The following is a 22,553-nucleotide window of genomic DNA, read 5'->3' as shown; positions in this document are numbered from 1 at the left end:
TTTACTTTTTGTAGGTCTTTTTATGACAACCTCAACAGATAACAATAATCAAAACGCTGCTACGCCCGCCGCGCCAGTATTGTTTGATACTGAACAGACAGACTGTGGTCATCTCATTGGTATTATGACGCTTAACACACCAAAATCTCTCAATGCCCTAAGTGTCGAGATGTGTCAATTATTGGCCGCGCAATTAGAGCAGTGGGAGCGTGACGAACAGGTAGTGGCGTTGGTGCTCAAAGGCGCAGGCGACAAGGCGTTTTGTGCAGGTGGTGATATTCGCAAGCTATATGACAGCATGTCAGAGTCTGCGCCACTACCTAACCCTTATGCGACAGAGTTTTTTGGTCATGAGTACCGTCTCTATCGGCAGATGCATTTTTATTCCAAGCCGCTGATACTCTGGGGCGATGGCATCATCATGGGCGGCGGTATGGGGCTGATGGCAGGGTGTAGCCACCGTGTGGTCACTGAGCGTACGCGCTTTGCCATGCCTGAGGTGACCATTGGGCTGTTCCCTGATGCCTCTGGTAGTTGGTTTTTGCAGCGTATACCCGCCAAGATGGGATTGTTTTTAGGCCTGACTGGGGCGATGTGTAATGGCAACGATGCCATCTTGTCCAATCTAGCTGAGTATGCCGTGAGCAGCAGCGATTATGATGCCATCTTACAACGTCTCAAACAAAGCGATTGGCAGCAAGCCGCTCACCGTACAGACATAAGTCATCAGCGCCAGCATAACAGCGCGCACGATATCGTCAGCCGCGCACTGGCGGCGCAGCCTGTCACTGAGTTGCCTGCTAGTAAATTGGCCACCTATTGGCATGCCATTGGACAGTTAATAAATAGCGGCGGATTGGGTGATATTGATGCCATCTTGCAAAGCGACGCGGCGTTGGAGAAGTTAGATGCCGACTTTGCGCAAGATAGCTGGACGCAGCGCGCTGTTGCCACTTATCGAGCAGGCTGCCCTGTGACAGTGGCGTTGACTTATGCACTGTATCATCAAGTTGCAGACCTATCGCTTGAGCAGGTCTTGTACCTAGAAGCCAATGTCGCTGTACACTGCGCTGCCAATCCTGACTTCAAAGAAGGCGTACGGGCGCTGCTGATTGATAAAGACCGCAACCCCAATTGGTCGCGTTCATTGGCAGACTGTCTCAGTGCCGATGGACAGGCATACATTTATCAGCATTTCACCAATCCCTATGCGGCAGGCGAGCACCCATTGGAAGGCTGGCTGGGCGGTGAGGCTTTGGGGAGCCAGATTATCAACCACTAACAACCTACTAAAAATAAGAGCAGATCTGCCTAAGTAGCCGAGCAGGTGCTACTGGCAATAACATAAAAAATCAATCATCAAGGAGCGATGAGATGGGTATGAAGGACACAAATACCAAAAATACGACAAAGAGTGCCAAGGCAAAACCAACGATTGCCTTTATTGGTCTTGGTAATATGGGCGCACCGATGGCAGAAAACCTATTAAAGGCAGGCTATTCGCTATCAGTATATGATTTATCTGCAGAAGCATGCGAGCGCCTGCAGCAAGCAGGTGCCAGCGTCGCTACCAGCCCAAAAGAGGCGGCGAGCAATACGAATGTTGTGATTAGTATGTTGCCAGCGGGCAAGCACGTCCATTCTGTCTATCTAGGTGAGAATGGATCTGATGGCTTGCTAGCAGAGCTGCCCAAGGGCACACTGGTCATCGATAGTAGTACCATCGCTGCCGCTGACGCCAGATTGGTAGCAGACGCCGCAACTGGTCTTGGTATAGATTTTTTAGATGCGCCCGTCTCTGGCGGTACAGGCGGTGCCATCGCTGGTAGTTTGACCTTCATCGTTGGCGGTAGTGCCGACGCATTTGCCAAAGCAGAGCCGATACTGGCGGTGATGGGCAAAAACATCTTTCATGCAGGCGAGCATGGAGCAGGACAAGTCGCCAAAATTTGTAACAATATGCTCTTAGGTATCTTGATGGCAGGGACGGCAGAGGCCATCAATCTAGGCGTAAAAAACGGCCTCGATGCCAAAGTATTGTCTGACATCATGCTACAAAGCTCTGGGCGCAACTGGACGCTGGAGGTTTATAACCCTTATCCTCAGGTGTTAGAAAATGTGCCATCGAGTAAGGGCTACAAAGGCGGCTTCATGAGTAAGCTGATGCAAAAAGACCTCAACCTTGCCATGCAAACGGCCAAAGATACCGCGGTCGAGACACCGATGGGTGCCAAGGCGACAGAGCTCTATGACGATCACGCGCGCGAAAATGGCGACAAAGATTTTTCTAGTATCATGGGGCGTCATGACCATTCGGTGTTGTCTTAAAGTGCCTAATTCTTGAATTGCTTAGTTTTTGAATTGCTTAGTCTTTGAAATATCTGTCTCGAACGCACAAAGCTACTAAAGACAATCGTCTCAAAGCAAAAAAGGTCTGCGCTATCTGTGATAGCGCAGACCTTTTGGTTATAAAATCCTGCTTAGTTTTGTAGCTCATAGACCAAAGCCTGAATATCCTGAGCGGCTGTCTGCAGGCGCGGCACATGCGTCATCAGCTCGTCTAACGACACGCGTATGGTCGGCGCATGCAGGTACAAAGAGGCCAGATAACGTGACTTCTTATCTAATACAGGCACAGACACCGCCACCATCTCCGAAATAAACTCTTCGTTGTCGATACCGACCCCTGTCTCAGCGATTTTATCCAGCTCTTGATTGAGCGCATCGATATCAGTGATGGTGTTTTTGGTAAACTTATCCAAAGGCAAGCCTTTCAATATCTTGTTACGGCTAGTGGTGGAGAGCTGGCTCAGATACAGCTTACCCGTTGCTGTACACCACATCGGAGACTTGACGCCCACAGGCAGATAAATCTGCAAGGGTAGTGAGGTCTGCGCGCGGTTGGTATAGAGCATATTCATGTGATAAGGAATCGCAATCCCGCAAGTCTCTTCGATCTCCTCGACCAGCTTATGCAAAACCATCTGCCGCTCATTAAAAAACTGGCGCTGCTGCCACAGCTCAACGCTCAAATTGCGTACTCGCTTGCCAGGTATGATGCCGCCGCCGATATCAACGGTGACAAACCCCTCATCCACCAGATTTTGAATCAAACGATGGATGGTCGGTTTTGGAATGTCCAGCTCTTGCGATAGCTCAAGTGGAGAGAGCGGCTTAGAAGCATAAGACACCGCTTCTATAATCTCTAACACACGGGTAATCGACGATACTTTAGGCATATAAATGGCTCGATAATGATAAAAAAAGAGAAAGCGCAGTCGCTTGCAACGCGTTAATAATTATAACAAAAAATCATAAACCTGAGGCTTTGTAACTGGATTATTACTGTCTCTAATTTAGCACAATATAATGCTTAGACAAACGTTAGTCGCGGTATAACAAAACATTTATGTCGTTTATTTTCCTAACTGATTTTTTTGTCCAAAAACACCCTTAGATACGTCAACTCACAAAACACAACAATCTGTAGTAATAAGCTATATAACTGTTATTGAAGCTGAGACGTCAGTAAGCGATGATAATGACATATTTTGTAATATCCTTACATGAGTATTAAGTCACTTAAAAATCATGTCTACGCTGTTGGATCACTTTGAGAGCGTTGTGTAACAGAAAGTTGAAGTTTTGCCGGTTGATGTAGCAATTATTACAATACCTATGCAATCTTTACATAATGGCAAATAAAAAGCGCGTCTGTAGGGGTGACTTTTTGAGCCAAAATTGTTTTAATCTGCTCAACAAAATGATGGATTTAAAAAGAACTAAATTGTCATTTTTTTTGGGCGAGTTATTCCACACTTTAGGAGAGTATTTATGAAAATTATTAAACTAACAGCAATTTCTGCTGCCGTTTTGGCTTCAACTGCTGCACTAGCGGCTGAGCCAGTTGTCGTTGTTGATGACAACACAGCTGTCGCTTATGAAGCAGAGCCAGTTGCGGTCGCTTATGAAGCAGAGCCAGTTGCGGTCGCTTATGAAGCAGAACCTGCTTATGCATACAATGCTGATGCTGGTGTGGTACGTAACACCACTGGCGCCGTCGTTGGTGGTACTAAGACTTTTTTCCAAACCGCTATCAACCCAGCCGCTGTCAGTGCTGAAGTTGGTACACTAGGTTATGGTGCCAATATCGCTTGGGGTTTGAACGAAAACACTGAACTACAAGCCGGTTGGGCAGGTGGTGATGTTGCTGAGCTATTTGGCGGCGACTTTGATGCAAACGACGTAAACTATGATGTAGACTCTGACTTTAGTAACCCATACCTAGGCGTACAACTACGTCCTACTGGCAATTGGTTCACTATGGGCGCAGGTATCATCGTACCGGATAACGATATCGACGTAACTGCTAATCCAGAAGGCGGCGTATATAAAATCAATGGCGCAGAATATGATGCAGATGACGTAGGTTCTTTACAGGGTACTATGGAGCATCGTAACAAATTAGCGCCTTATGCAACTATTGGTTTCCGCCCAAATATTACCAATAACTTTGGTCTATTCGGTGAAATCGGTGCTGCATACATGGGTAAAACTGATGCCACCGTAACTGCAAGCAATACGAGCAATAACTTTGTTAGTATCAAAGATGGTGCTGGTAATAACGTTGTTACTACACAAACTGCTGAAGATGTTGCGCGTTTGGCTGAAAATGAACTAGAAGATAAAGACTACTTAGAGTGGATGCCAATCGTAAAAGTTGGTGCAACTTACCGCTTCTAATTTAATCACAGTCTACTGGCTGTTATTAGATAAATAAAAAACGATCCTATTTATTAGGGTCGTTTTTTTTGTGCGCTGAGTAGTAACAAGTAGTAAGATGCCTCGCAATTGAGAGCGCTTTAGAAGTTAGCCATAGATCCTCATCAAAACACCAGTACAATATGTTGCCTAGGAATGATGACGATACGGTACCCTGTTTTTTTATCCATCACAGTCATCAGATGATGGTCGTCTATCACGCTGTCTATCAAATCCCCTATCAGATAAGCGTAGTCGATACCCAGCCCTTGCGCGAGGGTGTATTGATATACCTTGATATAGCTTTCTTTTATTTGCCATAGCTGCTTTGCTATCGCATCACGCTGCCATGCAGGTAGCCGTTGCAATACCGCCTTTTCTTTATCAGCATAAAAGCGCCGAACCACCTGCCAAGCTACCTCATTTGCTTCTATATCGATGCCAGCAGGACGATGCCGGCTGATAATGACGGCCACCTGATTGTCTAGACAGCTCGTTGGTTGAGTGCTGCTATTATCAGTATCGTCTGTATTTTTTGCGCCTGTATGGCTAAAGCATACGTAGTATTTGCTACGAGCAAGCTGATAAGGAAAGGCTGACTCATCTAAAGTATCGTCTATCTGTAGCTTGGTGAGTAGCTGTTGTAACAACAGCCGTACGCCTTGCCGCTGTAGTTGGCGCTGCTGCTGCGCCCGATCAGGTGCTGATATGTCTGCAGGCGCACGGCAATACTGCCACTGCTGTGTATCATCTATATGGGTGTTTAGGGCGTATCGGCTTAGATAAGGCGGCTTATTGATATGCTTATGGGCAAGGGCGTTGACACGGGCGGTGGCACACCATGTCGTAGGCCCAAGTCTCACAATATGAGTTTGTGTTAAGTATAAGGGCATAGGTGTAGCCGCAGGTTTTATGTAGGAGTAGGAAGTATAAAGCCCAGCAACGTGATATTGCTGGGCCTTTTTAGTATTACGCTGACGATTGGTAATACGAGCGTATGGGGTTTGTCTTAATAAGACAGCTCCGCGCGGCGGTTTTGCGCATAGGCGGCCTCGGTGGTGCCAGCGGCGGCAGGGCGCTCTTCACCGTAGCTGATGATACGGATATTGTTGACCGCGACACCTTGGGCGGCCAGATAGTCACGCGCTGCTTGGGCGCGGCGCTCGCCTAGCGCCATGTTATACTCGCGGCTACCACGCTCATCGGTATGACCAGCAATTACTACGCCAGCGGTTGGGTTTGAGCGTAGCAAGCTTGCGTGTTGATTGAGGACATTGGCCGCTTGTGCGGTGATTTCGCTACTATCGAAGGCAAAGTAAACGACGGCTTGTAGGTTGTCTGCGCCAGTGACGACGGTACTAGCGTTGTCTACGATGACGGCACCATTATAGCCCGTCTGACCGCCTGGGATACCTAGTGGGGCAACCACAACTTCAGAGGTGGCGCGTTTGGTCGCACAGCCTGTAGTGATTGCGACAGCGCTTGACAATACAGCGAGAACTGCAAGCTTAGAAAAACGAATTGACATGGTGAGCTCCTAAAATTTTTAATTAACGTTGTTGTTGTAAACTGCTTCGATAAAACTCAGGCAATTACCATTTATCATATATTCAGTGTTACTTTATGTAAGTAGTATTACTGTAAATAACTCGAGAATTTACAATCAGATATGCTCGTTTTGTTATATACAGCTGTTTTGACAAATGCTCTGATATCGAGGTAGAAAGACAAACTACCAGCGGTGCTTGCCCCAGTTTTCAGGGTTTGCCCAATAGTCGGCATTGAGCCAGTTAGGCAGCTGCTTATAGTCATACAGATTAAATTGCCACAGTGTCGCTGACCCAAGAGCATGGGCGGCGGCAGGCATCTGGGTCATATCGGCACCTGATAGGTCGGTATCCCCTGTCAAGGTAGAGGTCTGTAATATATCAAACGGGGTAAATCCATAGGGTTGTAAGTCGATATTGTGCTCAAGGGCGATGAGTAGATGGGCGGCATACAGGTCGCGATAGCGCATGAGTAATGGGATATACTGCTGTAGCTGCTCTGCTGATAGCGCCGGCAGCCAAAAACACACTAGCTCATACCGCTCAGGTACTGGCTGTTGGTTGAGCGCCAGTAGGGTCGATGAGGCAAGTTTGTCAGCTGGCTGTGTGGTATCGCCGGCTTGAAAATCAGCATGGTTGGTAAGCGCTGTATGTAATAACGCTAGCGTGTTTTTGTCTTCGGTTACCCACAGCAGACCGGGCTTATCCTCAATATTTTTGGTGCTTTTGCTGTCTGATTGAGTGTTTGTCTGCGTATTAGTTGCCTGTGTTAAAGTGGGCAATAGCGCATCGATATACGCTATTAATAAAGGTAGCGTCACCTCTGCGCGACGAGCGGATTGCTTTGTCATATGATAGGCCGTTTCTCAAATGGTAATCGTCAGTGTCTTTATTAAATCATTTTGGTATTCATTATCCAATGAAAAATTGAGCCTTAAAACGACCAAACTTACTGTTTTTACCAAAGCCAGCTATCTGACTGATTTATTTAAATTTGACTATCAGCCGCGGATTATCAGCGTCACAATCTAGGGAGTTGCTCTTGAAATTTGGTGATTTAGGCCAATGTAGCTAAAAAAATAAACAGCTAAACCTCATCAAATCTAACACAGTGCTTTTAGGTGTTAAGGTTAGGGCGTGCCTTCAATTCACTCGATAGTTATCTAAATGGGCTAAAAATGGCCAAATTTTGCCAAAAATCGTCAAACAGCTGGTCAATATCCCGATATTAACGGCGCTATTTTCCTTGTTTGACCGCAATTTATCTCATTTTTATCACCATTTTTGAAATAAAGACACGCCCTAGGAAGCGCTAGGAATTTTGATCACACGTACTTTTTATAAATAACAATAGGAATCCCCATGTCTACTGCTGAAACAGATGCCCAAATTATCGATCCTGAAATGCCTGATGTGCCACCACAAGCACCCAGCAAAATCAATCTAAAAGACTATCAAAAACCAAGCTTTGCTGTCGAAACGGTCGATTTGGATATCAAGCTATATGAAGACCACGCGCAGGTAGCTAGCACGCTACAGATGGTGCGCCAAAGTGCAGGAGATCTTGTGCTATTTGGTGAGGATTTGGCGCTACTGGCGCTTACGATGAACGGCGAGTCATTGCCCTCCGAGCGCTATCAACATAGAGCAGGCAAGCTGACGATAGCAGATGCCCCTGATGACGTTACTTTAGAGATACAAGTGCGTATCTGCCCGCAGACCAACACAGCGCTTGAGGGGCTATATATGGCGGGCAGTGGCGACGATACCATGTTTGTCACTCAGTGCGAGCCTGAGGGGTTTCGTAAGATCACTTTTTATCCAGATCGCCCTGATGTGCTGGCGGTATTTACCACGCGCTTGGAGGCGGATAAGCGTTATCCAACGCTGCTGGCCAATGGTAATTTGGTAGAGGCGGGCGACGTCAGTGGTACACCAGACCGCCATTATGCCATCTGGCATGACCCGACCAACAAGCCAAGCTATTTGTTTGCTTGCGTCATCGCTGATTTGGATGTCTTGACCGATTCATATACCACCAGTGAAGGGCGCGAGGTGACGCTTGAGCTTTATGCCAAGTCTGCCGATATCGATAAGTGCGATGTCGGTATGCAGGCGCTAAAAGACGCCATGCGCTGGGACGAGGTCAACTATGGCCGCGCTTATGATTTAGACCGTTATATGATCGTCGCTGTCAGTCAATTTAATATGGGCGCGATGGAAAACAAAGGTTTAAATATCTTTAATACCGCTTGCGTGCTATCTAGTCCTGAGACAACCACAGATGCGCGCAGCTTTAGTGTCAAATCTATCATTGCTCATGAGTATTTTCATAACTGGACGGGCAACCGCATTACCTGCCGTGATTGGTTTCAGCTATGCCTAAAAGAAGGCCTTACGGTGTACCGTGATCAGTCGTTTTCTGCCGATCAGCAATCAAGCGCGGTACAGCGTATCGATGATGTGGCCACCTTGCGCGCGCATCAGTTTGCCGAAGATGCAGGGCCGCTTGCGCATCCTGTGCGTCCTGAGAGTTTTGTTGAGATCAATAATTTTTATACGACGACTGTCTATGAGAAAGGCGCGGAAATCGTGCGTATGATTGCCAATACGCTAGGGCCAGTCAACTTCCGAAAAGGGACAGATGAGTATTTTCGCCGTTATGATGGGCAAGCGGTGACGGTGGAAGATTTTTTATCTGCGCTCAGTATTACCGATAGTAAGATTGAGGAATTTATCGACTGGTATCGTCAGCCTGGCACGCCTGTGGTGACAGGTCATCAAGACTATGACGGCGACACGCAGACCTTGACCATAACGTTGAGTCAAAAAACCCGTCAGGTCGCAGGTTTTGATGCGCCAAAGCCCTTACCGATACCTGTAGCGACGGCACTGTTTGAGCGAAATACTGGCAATATCGTCGCCGAGCGTATGTTACTACTCGATCAAGAAACACAAGCCTTCGTCTTTGAAAATGTGACCAGCGAGCCTGTGGTATCGCTATTACGTGACTTTAGTGCCCCTGTACAGCTCAATTATGCTTATCAAGACGCTGATTTGGCGTTTTTACTTGAGCACGAGACCAATGGTTTTAACCGCTGGCAAGTGACGCAGATGCTGGTCAATCGTATCTTGCTACAAAACAAAGGCGAGAAAAGTAGCCCAGATATTTATCTGCATGCACTGGCGCAGACATTGCCAACGCTTGCCGCCGAGGATGCGATGCTGGCGGCACGCTTACTGGATATTCCATCGGCGCAGGAGCTGGCATCTGCCATACCGCAGGACTATGACCCAGAAGCGATCAAAGCGCAGCGTGAAGGTTTATATCAACAGCTGGCTTTGGCATTAAAAGATGAGTGGGCAGAGCTTTATAAGCAGCTACCCATACAGGCGTATCAAGACAGTGCCGATGCTCGCGGCAGACGTGCGCTGCGTAATGTGGTGCTCGATATGGCGGTGACCGCCAACGTTGCTGGGGCTGCTGAATGGGCACAGCGGCAGTATGATAATGCCAGCTGTATGACAGAGCGTTTTGGCGCGTTAAAGGTCATGGTCAATCATCAACTGGCAAAAGCTGATGACTATCTAGCAGATTTTTATGAGCGCTTCCAAGACAATGATTTGGTCATTGACTTGTGGTTTAGTGTGCAGGCATCTGCCGATACGGTCGACCCTGACGCCATTACTGCACTGCTTACCCATAAGGACTTTGATTGGAATACGCCCAACCGTGTCCGCTCGGTCGTCGGTGCCTTTGCCTCGCAGCCTACCGTACTATGGACAGCTGATGGACTGGATATCTATACCGGTGTCATCAAAAAATTGGATACTGCCAATCCAGTATTGGCATCGCGCTTATTACAAGTGCTGGCGCGCTGGAACACTTTGGCTGAGCCGCGCCGTCAGATGGCGCATGAGCAGCTGCTTGATTTACAAAAGCAGGTATCGTCTAAGCATGTGCTTGAGAGTTTAGAGAGTGTGCTTGGGTCTACAGGCGAGTAGGATAGGATATAGTCGATGCACTCTAAAAAGCGCATAGCGCTACTGGGATGAATTTTGCGCAGCCTCTGGGAACGCAGCACGCAAGTAAAATTTATACCAGTAGCGCGTTTAAATTTATATAACAGTTTTATTTTCAACTGACTATAGATAAGAATCATCAGATTAAAAAAAGTTAAATAAAGACAGCCATAAAAAGCCCGTCCGATATGCGTATCGGGCGGGCTTTTTTTAGCGTATCACAGTATCAGTGCTGGGCGTGCTAGCTAGACGATAGCTCTTTGCATTGAGAGTTAGCGATTTGGCAAGACGTCTTTGACCATATCACGCAGCTTGTATAGAGCTGTGACCGTACTGTCCCAATCCAAGCAGCCGTCGGTGATAGATTTGCCATACTCAAGCTGGCTTAAGTCAGCCGTCAGCTTTTGATTGCCGCCCTTAAGGTGACTTTCGATCATCATACCGATGATGGATTTGTTGCCGTTTTGGATTTGTTCGGCGACGTTCGTGATGACCATTGGTTGTAGATATGGGTCTTTACCTGAGTTGGCATGGCTTGAGTCAATCATGATTTTGCCATTGGTTTTGCCTTTGGCCAGTGCGTTTTCGGCTTGTGCTACCGCCGTTTCATCATAGTTTGGTTTGCCATTACCACCGCGCAATACCACGTGAGCGTAAGGGTTGCCTTTTGATTTGATGATAGAGACTTTGCCATCTGCTGATAGACCTAAGAAACTATGGCCTTCTTTGACCGCTTGCATGGCGTTGACCGCGACTGTCATTCCGCCGTCGGTGCCGTTTTTGAAGCCCACTGGACAAGACAAACCTGAGCTCATCTCACGGTGCGTCTGGCTTTCAGTGGTACGCGCACCAATGGCTGACCAGCTGATCAAATCCTGCATGTATTGCGGCGTATTTGGGTCCAAGGCCTCGGTGGCACACGGCAAGCCTTTTTCGTTGAGATCTAACAAAAGCTTACGCGCCGTACGCAAGCCTTTTTCGATATCAAAGCTGTCATTCATGTCAGGGTCGTTGATCATGCCTTTCCAGCCCACCGTCGTACGGGGTTTTTCAAAATAGACACGCATTACCACAAATATGCTATCTTCGATCTCTTTTGCCAATACCGCCAAACGATCGGCGTATTCGTGAGCGGCTTTAATATCGTGAATAGAGCAGGGGCCGATGACCACAAACAAGCGCTTGTCTTTACCGTCCAAGATATCTTGGATAGTGTTGCGGCCTTTTAGGACGGTATTATAAGCTTTGTCTGACAAAGGCAGCTCAGCTTTTAGCTCAGCGGGAGTGATCAAAGGAATGAATTTTTCAATATTCACGTCGTCAATATCTGCATTATGGGTAACTGGTGTTGTCATGGTTATATATCGTCTAGCTGATTTATAGGGATATTCATTATGCGGACAAAAGCGCTGGTTGACAAGGGCAGTCATACAGTTAATTAACTGATAACTGGAATGAGGAAGCCAAAATCCAGTTATCATTGTGACGCCTGCGTTGGATATAAAAACAGGCGGCGCGTGGTTTTTGTGAGTCAATTTAGCTATTTTGGCCGTCGTCACGTATGATGGCAGCGTCAATGAGCATCGTTATTAGCGTTATCAGGCCTTATGGCCACTGACATGTGTTATATTTTATAATTGTTTTTATCGTACCTTTATCATCTTCATATCGAGAGCTTGTCATGACAGATTTTGCTACCCTTAACCACTCCCTTGATGTGACGCCAGACGCAGCGGTACAGACGCTTAAAAGTCACAGCACGGCTGAGCTTTTGGTACCTGAGTCAAACGCGGGTCCACTGGTCATCGGTATCGTCGCAGGCGAGGTGTCAGGTGATAGCTTGGGTGCCGACTTTATGCAGCAGATGAACAATCTGCGCGATGATATTGTTTGGGTCGGGGTCGGCGGCGCCAAGATGCAAGCACAAGGATTACAAAGCATCTTTGCATTAGAGCGATTGGCTGTGATGGGTCTGGTCGAGGTGATGGCACAATTGCCAGATTTACTAAAGGCACGCCGTGAGTTATTAGCAGCGTTTCAAGACGCTGCTATTGACTGGTTTATTGGTATCGATGCGCCTGATTTTAATCTGCGGGTCGCAAAAAAACTAAAGTCTAAAGGGGTGTTTTGTGTTCAGTATGTCAGCCCCTCTATTTGGGCATGGCGTGAGTCGCGTATTCATAATATCAAAGCAGCCACCGATTTGGTGCTGTGCTTGTTTCCGTTTGAGCTGCCAGTCTATGAGCGTCATAACCACCCAGCAGTCTGTGTCGGTCATCCGCTGTTACGCACCATAGATCAAGGGCTACTCGCGACACCTATCAATCAGCGCCGCAGTGAGCTGGTCTGGCATAATGATGGCTTGCAGCAGTTTTTTATTGATCGTTTTGATGAAGTCAGTCAGCTCATTTGCGTGATGCCAGGATCACGGCGCGGGGAGATTACCGCCATATTGCCTTTGATGCTTGATGGTATTCAAAAATTGATATTATTGGACCCAAAACTGTGTTTTATCATCCCTACTGTGGATCAAAACCATCAATATATCGTGCAAGATGTCATCGATAAACGCTCAGAACAGCTGCGCGCCGCTATCGTAGTGGTCTACGATGATAGTCAGCCAACCTTTAGTCAGCAAGCGATGGCAGCAGCCGATGTGGTGATGCTAGCCTCAGGCACCGCGACACTAGAGGCGATGCTGCTTGAGCGACCGATGGTGGTGATTTATCAGTTAAATCAGCTGACCTATCAGATCGCCAAGCGTCTGGTAAAAGTGCCTTATGTGGCGTTGCCCAATATCCTAGCAGATACCGCGATAGTGCCTGAACTGATACAAGAGCAGGCGAGTGGGGACAATATCTGCCGTACGGTGATGCGTTTATTACAGCCACGCGCCTATGCCGAGCAAATGAGCGATCTGCTTACCACCAAACAGCTATTACAGCAGCAAAGTAACCATGAGCCGGCAAACAGCGTCATCGAGCAATGGTATAAGCAAAACCACCAGCAATAACACATATCATCTGTGCCATATGGCAGCACTGTTATGACAAAGTGCTAAAAACCATACTAAGAACAATGCTAAAGACAATGTCACCAAGTCCAACTTTCACCCCTTAAAAAAAGATATAACAGTGTTATGAGTAACCCATCTAGTAGTGCCCAGCCTTTGATACCGATTGATGTACGTATTGAGCAAGTCGATATCAAAGGGCAGTATATTCAACTAGCAGCGCCCATCCATTTGTCTGGTCAACTATATGCATCGGAGCTACAAAGCCAATATGGGCAGACGACAAAGGACGCGGCCTTGCCACTACAAATAGGTGTCGATGAAGCTGGCCGCGGCCCTTTGCTAGGCTCTGTCAATGTCGCCGCGGCGCTATTACCTGCCGCGTGGTCGGGGCTCATAGAAGCGCAGCCGCTAAAGGATACCCCGCTGTCTGTATTGACCGACTCCAAGCAGTTGAGTGAAAAAAAGCGTGACAGGCTTTATCCCTTGGTGCAGCAGTATGCGGTCGGGTATATCATCGCGGAGATACCTGCCGCCGTCATCGACCAAATCAATATTTTGCAGGCGACGATGCTCGGTATGCGTTTGTGTACCGAGGAGCTGCTACAAGCAGTTGCCGCTCATTTAACGACTGTCGGTCATCGCTTTATCGAAGTGCTAATCGATGGCAACCGCTGTCCTGATTTAAACGTTAGTAAGCTTGCCAAGGCAGGTATAGCGCCCGCTATGCTCGACTGTCAAGCATGGGTCAAGGGCGATGGGCGTCATACCAGTATCGCCGCGGCCAGTATATTGGCAAAGGTGAGCCGTGATAAGGCCATGTATGAATTAGATGCGCAGTATCCTGAGTATGGCATCGCCAAACACAAAGGCTATCCAACGCGCGCTCATATGGCAGCCGTTGCGACGCTTGGTGTGTTACCAGAGCATAGGCGCAGTTTTGCCCCTATAAGAAGGGCGCTGGAGAGCGAATGATAAACGCCGACTATGCTCGTTATCGTTAGGGCGTGTTGCACATTCAACCATGGTACTGACAGAGAGTATTTTTTAGGCGACTCTAAGGTAATTAATCTACGTTTCGTAAGCTTTAATGAACTTATTTGACGAGGTATGCTTTTTTATTTTTATCATTACCAATGACCGATGATTTAAAAAGCTGTGAGATTGCACGTCGGCAAGAGCAAAGCCAGCAGTAAGACCTTACAGCAGCAGTCATTTAGTTTTACCACAGGTGAAGTGAACTACTAGGACATGCTTTGTCGAACGCCTCTTAGAACGATGAGTTTGGTTGTTCTAAAAAGGCTTCTTCTGCCGCTGTCGACTCTCGGTCCAATATGTCGTTACGGTGCGGATAGCGGCCAAACTGCTCGATAATATCTTTATGACGGTGCTCAAAGTCGAGTGTCATCGCGTCATCTAACTGCTCAAAGAGCAGCAAGTAGCGCTCATGAATCATCAAAGATTCAGAGTGCATAAATGGCATAATCATAAATTTGCGCCACTGCGCGGGTAGGGTGTCGAAATGTGGTTGTTGAATGGCTTCTTGCGCCAATATCAGTGCCATGCCATCTTGTGCAAAGGCATTGGCTTGCCCGCGGCACAGATTGCGCGAAAACTGATCGAGTACAATAATCTCAGCCAAGCGTCCTGCTAGAGCAGTGATGGAGCTGTTACTATCTGCTGCGGCGTTGGCGATACGCCAAGTGACACATTCACCTTGTTTGGCAGCTTGCCAAATCTTACCAAATTTTTCTCTTATTTTTTGATCAAAGGCATCGTTTTTTTCAAACCAATACGCCTCATTGTCTTTATCAAACCAAAAATCTAAAACCGCCCGCGCATCGGCATCAAGATGCGCTAAATTGATATTTTTTGGTTCAAGCTGAGATAAATTGGCTTGGCTCGCCGCGCTGGAATAATCGGTTGATAATGACATAAGATATTCTAATTATAGTGAATTTAGTCTACTATAGCGCAATTATTTATATCTGTCATGATGCCAACCGCAGCGATTAGGTAACCACTTATGAATGTTGAAAACACTGTAATAACCTCTGATCTATCCTCTCTACCTACGCCTTATTATTTGCTCGATGAAACGGCAATCGTTGCCAATATGCAGATTATCGCACGTCTGTGTGAGTTATCTGGTGCCAAGGCTTTGCTTGCGCTCAAGTGTTTTGCCACGTGGGGCGTGTTTGATGTGATGCAGCCTTATTTGCATGGTACGACCTCGTCTTCGCTCAATGAAGTGCGTTTGGGCTATGAGACTTTTGGTAACAACAGCGATGCCAATAACAGTGATAAAAAAGAAACCCATGCCTATAGTGTCGCCTATAGCGCGGATGAAATCGATGAAGTATTAAGCTACGCGGACAAGATTATCTTTAACTCCATCTCGCAGCTGCATGCCTTCAAAGATAAAGCGCATGCACAGGACATTCCAGTCGGGCTACGTCTCAACCCAAAGACCAGTAACTCGTCGTTTATCATCGCTGATCCTGCCCGTCCTTTTAGCCGTCTTGGTGAGCATGACAAAGATAAGATTGCCGCAGTGCTTGGTGATATCACAGGGGTCATGATTCATAACAACTGTGAAAACGACAGCTTTGAGGCGTTTAGCGCAAGCTTGGCTGATATCGAAGACAGGTTTGGTGATATTTTAGCGCAGCTTGAGTGGGTGAGCCTCGGCGGCGGTATTCACTTTATCGCACCTAGTTATCCACTAGAAAAATTAGCCGACAGACTAAAAGGCTTTAGTGAAAAATACGGCGTACAAGTCTATCTTGAGCCAGGTGAGGCCAGTATTCATGGCGCCGGCACGCTGGTCACAACAGTGCTGGACACCATGCACAATGACAAAAACCTCGCCGTCGTCGATGCTTCTATCGAGGCGCATATGCTGGATTTGCTGATATATCGTGAGTCTGCGCCAATCACTTCTGTCAATGCAGACTCAGTGGAGGTGCTGCCTGTCGAACAAGTACAACAAGACGCTGCTGACAATACTATTATCTACGGACGCTCTTGCTTGGCTGGCGATATCTTTGGCGAGTATGCTTTGGCGCATGAGCTGCAAGTAGGCGACACCGTTGCGTTTGGTAATGCGGCAGGCTATACCATGGTTAAGAAAAACTGGTTTAATGGTGTTAATATGCCAGCGATTGTGATTCGACGTCTAGATGGCAGTATTGATGTGCAGCGCGAATTTGATTATCAAGATTACAAAGCCAGCTTGTCGTAGTAGCAGGCTTCGTTTTTAAGGTTAAGTTATCAAAAACAAAGACTTGAGGGTAAAGGTTCAAACTTTAAATTCATTGGTTTTTTCTACATTATTTTTATCGACAACCGAATAAAAATTGTTATAATCGCGTCGAATAAAACGCCTACAAAAAGGGTGCTTTGTTCGACGGGTGCGTGGGTTTTCCTCGGTCTTCCTTTTTAATTCACGCATATCATTCACTCGTTTCTGTTTTGCATAGCCAGTATCGATGGTATCGACAGGGACACAAAGGAGGATTGTTCATTGAACACAAATCAAACCAAAGCTAGTAAAAAAAACGTACTCATCATTGGCGCAGGCGGTGTCGCGCAAGTGGTCGCGCATAAATGTGCGATGCACAACGATGTACTGGGCGAGATTCACATTGCTTCACGTACCAAAGATAAGTGTGATGCTATCGCTAAAAGCGTCGAGGACAAAGGCAGCTTTAAGCAAGCGGCAGTCTTGCATACCCATCAAGTCGATGCCATGGATAGTCAAGCTGTTATCGATCTTATCAACGATACAGGGATTCAAATTCTAATCAATGTCGGCTCGGCATTTATCAATATGACGGTGTTAGAAGCTTGTATTGAGACGGGTGCGGCTTATATTGACACCGCTATCCATGAAGATCCGCGTAAGATTTGTGAAACGCCGCCATGGTATGACAACTACGAATGGAAACGCAAGCAGCGCTGCGCTGACAATAATGTCACGGCAATCTTGGGTGCAGGGTTTGATCCAGGTATGGTCAATGCCTACGCGCGTCTGGGCTATGACATGATGGATAAAGGTTCAGTGACGGATATCGATATTATCGATATCAATGCTGGCAGTCACGGTAAGTACTTTGCCACCAACTTCGACCCTGAGATTAATTTCCGTGAGTTTACCGGTACGGTGTACTCTTGGCAGGACAGCCGCTGGCAGTCGAATAAGATGTTTGAAGTCAAGCGTACCGACGATTTGCCAGTCGTTGGCGAGCAAAACAGCTACTTAAGTGGGCATGACGAGATTCATTCTTTATCAGCCAACCTAGATGTGCCAAATATTCGTTTTTGGATGGGCTTTGGCGAGCACTATATTAATGTCTTTACCGTGCTCCAAAACCTAGGTCTATTGTCTGAGCAGCCGGTGATGACCGCCGAAGGGCAAGAAGTTATTCCGCTAAAGGTGGTCAAAGCGGTACTACCAGACCCAAGCTCGCTGGCTCCGAACTATACCGGCAAGACTTGCATTGGTGACAAGGTCAAGGGCCAGATAAATGGCGTCGATACTGAGGTATTTATTTATAATGTCTCAGACCATAAAGACGCCTACAATGAAGTTGGTAGCCAAGGTATCTCTTATACCGCAGGCGTGCCACCTGTCGCTGCTGCGATACTGGTCGCCACTGGCGAATGGGACGCCGGTCAGATGGTCAATGTCGAAGAGCTGGATGCTAAGCCCTTTATCAATCTACTCAATAAGATTGGCTTGCCAACCCGTATTCAAGACGCCAATGGTGATAGAGCATTAGAGTTTGATATTTAGTCAGTAAGTTTATGTCATAAAAGAGCCTATCTTTTGTAGATAGGCTTTTTTTATGCTTGGTTTTACAAGATAATGGCAGCGCTGATACTGATGTCTACTATTATCTGTCGTTTTAGAGCAATGGCTTACGCTTCACTAGGGTTGTACTTTCTCAGCGCCGCGATACGATCATCCAGTGTTGGGTGTGAGCGGAAAAGGTTAGCTATACTAAAGCCTGTAGACTGCCCAGACGAGATAGCAAAGGCTTTCATGCTCTCAGGCATCTGGTCTGGACGCTGCTCAGCAGGACGCAGGGCATCTAGTGCGCTGATCATCTTGTCACGGCTGGCAAGCTTGGCACCCATCTCATCAGCACGAAATTCGCGTAGGCGTGAGAACCACATAACGATGGCGGATGCCAAAAATCCTAGCAAGATATCCATCACGATACTGGTGACAAAGTAGCCAATACCAGGGCCTTCGCCTTCGTTTTTAAACACAGTACGATCGACGAAATTACCGATAATACGCGCAAAGAACATCACAAAGGCGTTCACTACCCCTTGAATGAGTGCAAGTGTGACCATGTCGCCATTGGCCACATGACCAATCTCATGCGCCAATACCGCTTCTATTTCATCTGCAGTCATATTCTGGAGTAGACCCGATGAGACGGCAACCAGCGCTTTGTTTTTATTCCAGCCTGTGGCAAACGCATTGGGCTGCGAGTTGTTAAAAATACCCACTTCAGGCATATCGATATTGACCGCGCGCGCTTGTTTGGCGACCGTATCTATCAGCCATTGCTCAGTGGCATTGCTTGGTGCCTCAATGACCACCGTTCCCGTTGATTTTTTTGCCATCCATTTGGAGATAAATAGCGATACCATCGACCCGACCATGCCGTAGACACCGCACATAATGGCTAGGCTGGCATAGTTTATCCCGCCTGCGCTATGTACGCCACCAACCCCAAAAAATCGGGACAAAATCCCAAACACGATGCTAAATACTACGATCACCGCTAAGTTGGTTAATAAAAACAATCCAATACGCATCATGACGCTAACTTCCTCATAAAAATTCGACCACAGTCTTAGGCGCGACCCTGCGACTGCGATAACAGCTAAAACAAACAGCAGACAATTATAACCTGCTAAATATAATATGGCAGGCAATAATGCATGTATTCGTCAGTGCTTACTTACGGAGTCATCTTGATTTGCTATAATGGGCCACAGGCTGATAAGTCAGCACGGCAAACGACTTCACGGCAAACGATTTATAGTATTCATAGTTGGCATGAAGATGCTTACTTTTTTGGTTGATTATCATGCGTATTCGTAAACTGTTTAAATTTGAAAACGCTCATATTGTGCGTAACTGCAGCTCAGAGCGTTGCAAGCACTCTATTCATGGTCATAGCTATCAGATTGAGCTGATACTTGAGGCCACGCGTTTAGATCACGGGCAGATGGTCTATGATTTTGGTTTATTAAAATCCTCGATCAAAGACATTATTGACAGTTTTGATCATGCCATTTGTTTTTGGAACAAAGACGATCCTGAGTATATCGCTGCTTGCAAAAAATTCAGCGCGCGCTGGATCAGTTTGCCAGTATCACCCTCAGCTGAGCAGTTTTCGCGTGTGATATTTTTTTGGGCGCAAGAAATCCTAGCGCAGACGCAAATGCAAAACGGCGAGGCAGACGTCAGTGTGTACTCAGTGATAGCCCACGAAACAGCCACAGGTTACGCTCAGTGCTTCGCTGATGATGTGGCAAACGCGCAAATGGGTAAGCTTGTTTTAGAGGACTTTGAGTTTAGTGAGCAAGTACGAAGCGAATGGCATGATCCTGAGCTTTATGCCAAGCTTATCCGCGGTGAGCGCTTTACCAATCCTTCAGTCACCATGCAAGTACAGGCAGGTAATCGTGATGTCGAGTAATACAAAAGCAGCCAAAAATACCAAAACGTTGACGCTACGTACAGAATATGACACCCGGCGTTTGGCGGCGCAGTTAGCAGCGCTATCGCTAAGTGGTAGTGTGTGGCTGGCAGGTGATTTGGGCGCGGGCAAGACGACCTTGACCCGCTACTGGTTACAAGCGCTTGGTCATGCAGGAGCAGTCAAAAGCCCGACTTATACATTGGTAGAGCCGTATGCGATCGCACAAAGCGATGGCTCAATAAAACCGGTCTATCACGCCGATCTTTATAGGCTACAAGACCCAGAAGAGCTGTCTTTTATCGGCTTTGATGAGTATCTAGATGAGCCAAACGCGCTGGTTATTATAGAATGGGCCAGCCGAGCAGACAGCTACTTGCCGCCGCCCAGCGTATTTATCGACATCACGCAAGCCACCAGCGATGACCGTGATAACGACACAGAGCATCGGCATGTTGAGCTGCGTCTATCCAGAGTAGGGCAGGCGCAAGGCATAGATCTGTCTGCTTTACATATTTAGCTTTTGTCTACTTTGCTTTTTTAACGCTATAACGATACCTTTTCAATGCCAGAGACTCCTTCTCAGACCCGTATCAAAAAACTACCACCGCTGCTGGTCAATCAATTGGCTGCAGGTGAAGTGGTGACGCGCCCGGCTGCCGTGGTAAAGGAGTTGCTAGAAAACGCCATTGATGCTGGCGCAAGTGATATTGAGATACGGGTGACCCAAGGCGGCATGGGCATGATCGAGGTGATAGATAACGGTACTGGCATTCATCCTGATGATATGGTGATGGCGATTACCCGTCATGCGACCAGTAAGATTGCAGATGTGGCCAATCTACAAGGGATTACGACGTTGGGGTTTCGCGGGGAAGCATTGGCCGCGACGGCGGCGGTTTCTCGCTTAACCTTGACCAGTAGCCCTGACGATAGTGGCGTCGGCCGTCAGTTACAGGTTGCAGGCGTGCTGGCTGATGTACCGACGCTCACGCCCGTGGTGCATCATCGTGGGACGACGATTACGGTCAAGGATTTGTACTTTAATGTTCCGGCTCGGCGCAGCAATCTTAAATCTATTGCCACGGAGTTTGGTCATATTGAGGCGATTGTTCGTGATGTGGCTTTGGCCCGCGCAGACGTAGCACTGAGTCTGTTTCACGATAATAAAAAACGACTATTACTCTCATCCAGCCCGACGACCTCTTGGGCGACCAACTGCGGTGCTAATGCCCATCAAAACAGTCCAAACCCCTTATCGCTATCACGGCTGGAGCAAGCATTGGGAGTTGCTTTAACGACCAATGCGCTTGAGATTATGCTTGATCTGTCGGGTCTACTACAGCAGTCTTTAGTGTCTGATGCTGGGATGGGGTGGGGTGATAGAGCCCGTGTCCATGGCTGGCTTTGGCCCAGTGTCGAGACACAAGTGGCGTCGGCACAGAGTATGCCAAAGCTGCTCTACGTCAATGGCCGTTTGGTCAAAGAGCCGATTATCAGCAATCAGCTGCGTCAATTGGCCCAAAGCGCGCGGCTGGCGGGTCTGGGTTATGCGCTATATTTTGAGTTGCCAGCCGAGTGGCTCAATATCAATGTACACCCGACCAAACAGCGTATTAAGATCAGTCCTTTAAATAACATCATGGCGCATCTCAATCATGCGGTTCGTGCTAAGCTAAAGCCCATTATGCCGGCCCAGCTGCCAGATGAGCCTATTCACAAAAAAGATAAGCGATTAGCAAATTACAATGCTACCAATAGCCACTCAGACAATAGGTCAGATGCTAAGCGTTGGCTGTCATCTGCAGTAGCCACCAATGATCATCACGATAGCTCATCACGGCTGCAGTATCGGCAGTCCAGCAGACGAGTCAGTGAATACCAGCAGCCCTATGAGCTATCCAAAAACCCAGATAGCACGGCAACAGCGGCGCCAGCAGGCAAAGCCTCGACTAAGACGTTGACTAAGACGCTGGGTGAGTCAAGGGATGCCGCACCGCAGGTGGTCTCTACAGAGTATGGGTTAAAGACGTTTTATTTAGACCTCGTCTGTTTAGAGGTCATCCATTTGGACAGCTTGCATAGTATCGAGCCTCTCATGGACTCTGCTGCTACAAATATAGATACATTTATAGGTAAAGATACATTGCCGTGGTTGCTGTTTTATCATCAAGGTCAATGCTCGATTGTCAGTGCCACCGTATGGCAGTCGCAGCTTAGCTTGCTGTTTGCGCCCAATAGGTGGACGGATAGTACTGATACAGATCAAGCTTGCATTGCCACTGATATCAATCAGCAACTAAGCGAGATAGGGCAGCAGATGTCGATGCCAGATGCGTTGGCATTCAAGGCTGACTTACAGGCTTTGCTAAGTAACCATGCCATTTATTCGGTAGCGGGCAGTCGATTAATCGCATGGATGCTATCAGCCGCCGCGCCGTCAATATCATAACCATATCACCAGTACTCGTCTTCTATAGCCAA

18 protein-coding genes are annotated in these 22,553 nt (G+C 47.4%); 11 read left to right on the top strand and 7 right to left on the bottom strand.

Translation table 11 applies throughout. From position 1 onward, the window contains the following. The first annotated feature begins 22 nt into the window (after positions 1-22). Both AADH33_RS07710 and mmsB read left to right on the top strand, forming a co-directional pair. Complete coding sequence (locus AADH33_RS07710; RefSeq protein WP_348548498.1) at positions 23-1,282, top strand: enoyl-CoA hydratase/isomerase family protein; 1,260 nt, start codon at positions 23-25, stop codon at positions 1,280-1,282. Between the two features lie 92 nt (positions 1,283-1,374). Continuing rightward, the gene (gene mmsB / locus AADH33_RS07705) at positions 1,375-2,328 is read left to right on the top strand and encodes a 3-hydroxyisobutyrate dehydrogenase (protein WP_348548497.1); all 954 of its coding nucleotides are present in this window, start codon (positions 1,375-1,377) and stop codon (positions 2,326-2,328) included. 152 nt (positions 2,329-2,480) lie between these two features. Here the strand turns inward: mmsB and AADH33_RS07700 are convergent, their stop codons facing one another. Next, positions 2,481-3,239 (bottom strand): IclR family transcriptional regulator, encoded by a 759-nt coding sequence (locus AADH33_RS07700; RefSeq protein ID WP_105245544.1) that lies wholly within the window; start codon positions 3,237-3,239, stop codon positions 2,481-2,483. A gap of 595 nt (positions 3,240-3,834) precedes the next feature. Between AADH33_RS07700 and AADH33_RS07695 the strand changes: the two genes are divergently transcribed. Beyond that, a complete protein-coding gene (locus AADH33_RS07695; protein ID WP_348548496.1) occupies positions 3,835-4,743 on the top strand; it encodes a hypothetical protein in 909 nt (302 codons plus the stop codon). A gap of 143 nt (positions 4,744-4,886) precedes the next feature. On the opposite strand, the gene AADH33_RS07690 is transcribed toward AADH33_RS07695, so the two are convergent. The 3 genes from AADH33_RS07690 to AADH33_RS07680 form a co-directional block, all read right to left on the bottom strand. Next, positions 4,887-5,654, bottom strand: coding sequence for a 4'-phosphopantetheinyl transferase family protein (locus tag AADH33_RS07690; protein WP_348548495.1), 768 nt, complete (start codon positions 5,652-5,654; stop codon positions 4,887-4,889). A gap of 116 nt (positions 5,655-5,770) precedes the next feature. Continuing rightward, positions 5,771-6,289: a peptidoglycan-associated lipoprotein Pal gene (gene pal, locus AADH33_RS07685; RefSeq protein ID WP_348548494.1), complete on the bottom strand. Its 519-nt coding sequence runs from the start codon at positions 6,287-6,289 to the stop codon at positions 5,771-5,773. 204 nt (positions 6,290-6,493) lie between these two features. After that, complete coding sequence (locus AADH33_RS07680; protein WP_348548493.1) at positions 6,494-7,159, bottom strand: DUF6231 family protein; 666 nt, start codon at positions 7,157-7,159, stop codon at positions 6,494-6,496. A gap of 511 nt (positions 7,160-7,670) precedes the next feature. Here AADH33_RS07680 and pepN point away from each other — a divergent pair. After that, positions 7,671-10,313 carry an aminopeptidase N gene (gene pepN, locus AADH33_RS07675; RefSeq protein ID WP_348548492.1) on the top strand — a complete coding sequence of 881 codons (2,643 nt, stop codon included), beginning with the start codon at positions 7,671-7,673 and terminating at the stop codon, positions 10,311-10,313. A gap of 290 nt (positions 10,314-10,603) precedes the next feature. Here the strand turns inward: pepN and AADH33_RS07670 are convergent, their stop codons facing one another. Beyond that, a complete protein-coding gene (locus AADH33_RS07670) occupies positions 10,604-11,686 on the bottom strand; it encodes a 3-deoxy-7-phosphoheptulonate synthase (protein WP_100749718.1) in 1,083 nt (360 codons plus the stop codon). A 326-nt stretch (positions 11,687-12,012) separates the two neighbouring features. Here AADH33_RS07670 and lpxB point away from each other — a divergent pair, with 326 nt between their 5' ends. Together lpxB and AADH33_RS07660 are read left to right on the top strand one after the other, a co-directional pair. Beyond that, positions 12,013-13,344, top strand: coding sequence for a lipid-A-disaccharide synthase (gene lpxB, locus AADH33_RS07665; RefSeq protein ID WP_348548491.1), 1,332 nt, complete (start codon positions 12,013-12,015; stop codon positions 13,342-13,344). A 126-nt stretch (positions 13,345-13,470) separates the two neighbouring features. Further along, positions 13,471-14,319, top strand: a complete 849-nt coding sequence (locus AADH33_RS07660; protein WP_348548490.1) for a ribonuclease HII — start codon at positions 13,471-13,473, stop codon at positions 14,317-14,319. A gap of 295 nt (positions 14,320-14,614) precedes the next feature. On the opposite strand, the gene AADH33_RS07655 is transcribed toward AADH33_RS07660, so the two are convergent. Beyond that, positions 14,615-15,280, bottom strand: a complete 666-nt coding sequence (locus tag AADH33_RS07655) for a DUF924 family protein (protein WP_207969242.1) — start codon at positions 15,278-15,280, stop codon at positions 14,615-14,617. Between the two features lie 90 nt (positions 15,281-15,370). Here AADH33_RS07655 and nspC point away from each other — a divergent pair, with 90 nt between their 5' ends. Both nspC and AADH33_RS07645 read left to right on the top strand, forming a co-directional pair. After that, positions 15,371-16,588, top strand: coding sequence for a carboxynorspermidine decarboxylase (nspC, locus tag AADH33_RS07650; protein WP_348548489.1), 1,218 nt, complete (start codon positions 15,371-15,373; stop codon positions 16,586-16,588). A gap of 282 nt (positions 16,589-16,870) precedes the next feature. Then, positions 16,871-18,142 carry a saccharopine dehydrogenase family protein gene (locus AADH33_RS07645; protein WP_348548488.1) on the top strand — a complete coding sequence of 424 codons (1,272 nt, stop codon included), beginning with the start codon at positions 16,871-16,873 and terminating at the stop codon, positions 18,140-18,142. Positions 18,143-18,267: 125 nt separating this feature from the next. Here AADH33_RS07645 and htpX read toward each other — a convergent pair whose 3' ends face one another. Then, complete coding sequence (gene htpX, locus AADH33_RS07640; protein ID WP_348548487.1) at positions 18,268-19,182, bottom strand: protease HtpX; 915 nt, start codon at positions 19,180-19,182, stop codon at positions 18,268-18,270. 272 nt (positions 19,183-19,454) lie between these two features. On the opposite strand from htpX, the gene AADH33_RS07635 reads away from it, so the two are divergent. From AADH33_RS07635 to mutL, 3 genes are read left to right on the top strand one after another with little or no spacing between them, the layout of a single operon-like run. Next, positions 19,455-20,069, top strand: a complete 615-nt coding sequence (locus AADH33_RS07635) for a 6-pyruvoyl trahydropterin synthase family protein (protein ID WP_334222027.1) — start codon at positions 19,455-19,457, stop codon at positions 20,067-20,069. Further along, positions 20,059-20,589, top strand: a complete 531-nt coding sequence (gene tsaE, locus AADH33_RS07630; protein ID WP_348548486.1) for a tRNA (adenosine(37)-N6)-threonylcarbamoyltransferase complex ATPase subunit type 1 TsaE — start codon at positions 20,059-20,061, stop codon at positions 20,587-20,589. Before AADH33_RS07635 ends, tsaE begins: the two co-directional genes overlap by 11 nt. 45 nt (positions 20,590-20,634) lie before the next feature. Further along, positions 20,635-22,521 (top strand): DNA mismatch repair endonuclease MutL, encoded by a 1,887-nt coding sequence (gene mutL / locus AADH33_RS07625; RefSeq protein ID WP_348548485.1) that lies wholly within the window; start codon positions 20,635-20,637, stop codon positions 22,519-22,521. Positions 22,522-22,553: the final 32 nt, after the last annotated feature.

Origin of the sequence: Psychrobacter sp. KFRI-CH2-11 (genome assembly GCF_038239325.1) — a bacterium.
GTDB lineage: Bacteria > Pseudomonadota > Gammaproteobacteria > Pseudomonadales > Moraxellaceae > Psychrobacter > Psychrobacter celer.
This window is presented reverse-complemented; position numbering and strand designations above follow the sequence as displayed.

Coding starts and splice junctions, on each gene's coding strand:
- tsaE (WP_348548486.1), top strand. CDS start 20,059: ATGTCGAGTAATACAAAAGCAGCCAAAAATACCAAAACGTTGACGCTA.
- AADH33_RS07670 (WP_100749718.1), bottom strand. CDS start 11,686: ATGACAACACCAGTTACCCATAATGCAGATATTGACGACGTGAATATT.
- mutL (WP_348548485.1), top strand. CDS start 20,635: ATGCCAGAGACTCCTTCTCAGACCCGTATCAAAAAACTACCACCGCTG.
- pepN (WP_348548492.1), top strand. CDS start 7,671: ATGTCTACTGCTGAAACAGATGCCCAAATTATCGATCCTGAAATGCCT.
- AADH33_RS07700 (WP_105245544.1), bottom strand. CDS start 3,239: ATGCCTAAAGTATCGTCGATTACCCGTGTGTTAGAGATTATAGAAGCG.
- pal (WP_348548494.1), bottom strand. CDS start 6,289: ATGTCAATTCGTTTTTCTAAGCTTGCAGTTCTCGCTGTATTGTCAAGC.
- htpX (WP_348548487.1), bottom strand. CDS start 19,182: ATGATGCGTATTGGATTGTTTTTATTAACCAACTTAGCGGTGATCGTA.
- AADH33_RS07660 (WP_348548490.1), top strand. CDS start 13,471: ATGAGTAACCCATCTAGTAGTGCCCAGCCTTTGATACCGATTGATGTA.
- mmsB (WP_348548497.1), top strand. CDS start 1,375: ATGGGTATGAAGGACACAAATACCAAAAATACGACAAAGAGTGCCAAG.
- AADH33_RS07695 (WP_348548496.1), top strand. CDS start 3,835: ATGAAAATTATTAAACTAACAGCAATTTCTGCTGCCGTTTTGGCTTCA.
- nspC (WP_348548489.1), top strand. CDS start 15,371: ATGAATGTTGAAAACACTGTAATAACCTCTGATCTATCCTCTCTACCT.
- AADH33_RS07655 (WP_207969242.1), bottom strand. CDS start 15,280: ATGTCATTATCAACCGATTATTCCAGCGCGGCGAGCCAAGCCAATTTA.
- AADH33_RS07635 (WP_334222027.1), top strand. CDS start 19,455: ATGCGTATTCGTAAACTGTTTAAATTTGAAAACGCTCATATTGTGCGT.
- AADH33_RS07710 (WP_348548498.1), top strand. CDS start 23: ATGACAACCTCAACAGATAACAATAATCAAAACGCTGCTACGCCCGCC.
- AADH33_RS07690 (WP_348548495.1), bottom strand. CDS start 5,654: ATGCCCTTATACTTAACACAAACTCATATTGTGAGACTTGGGCCTACG.
- lpxB (WP_348548491.1), top strand. CDS start 12,013: ATGACAGATTTTGCTACCCTTAACCACTCCCTTGATGTGACGCCAGAC.
- AADH33_RS07680 (WP_348548493.1), bottom strand. CDS start 7,159: ATGACAAAGCAATCCGCTCGTCGCGCAGAGGTGACGCTACCTTTATTA.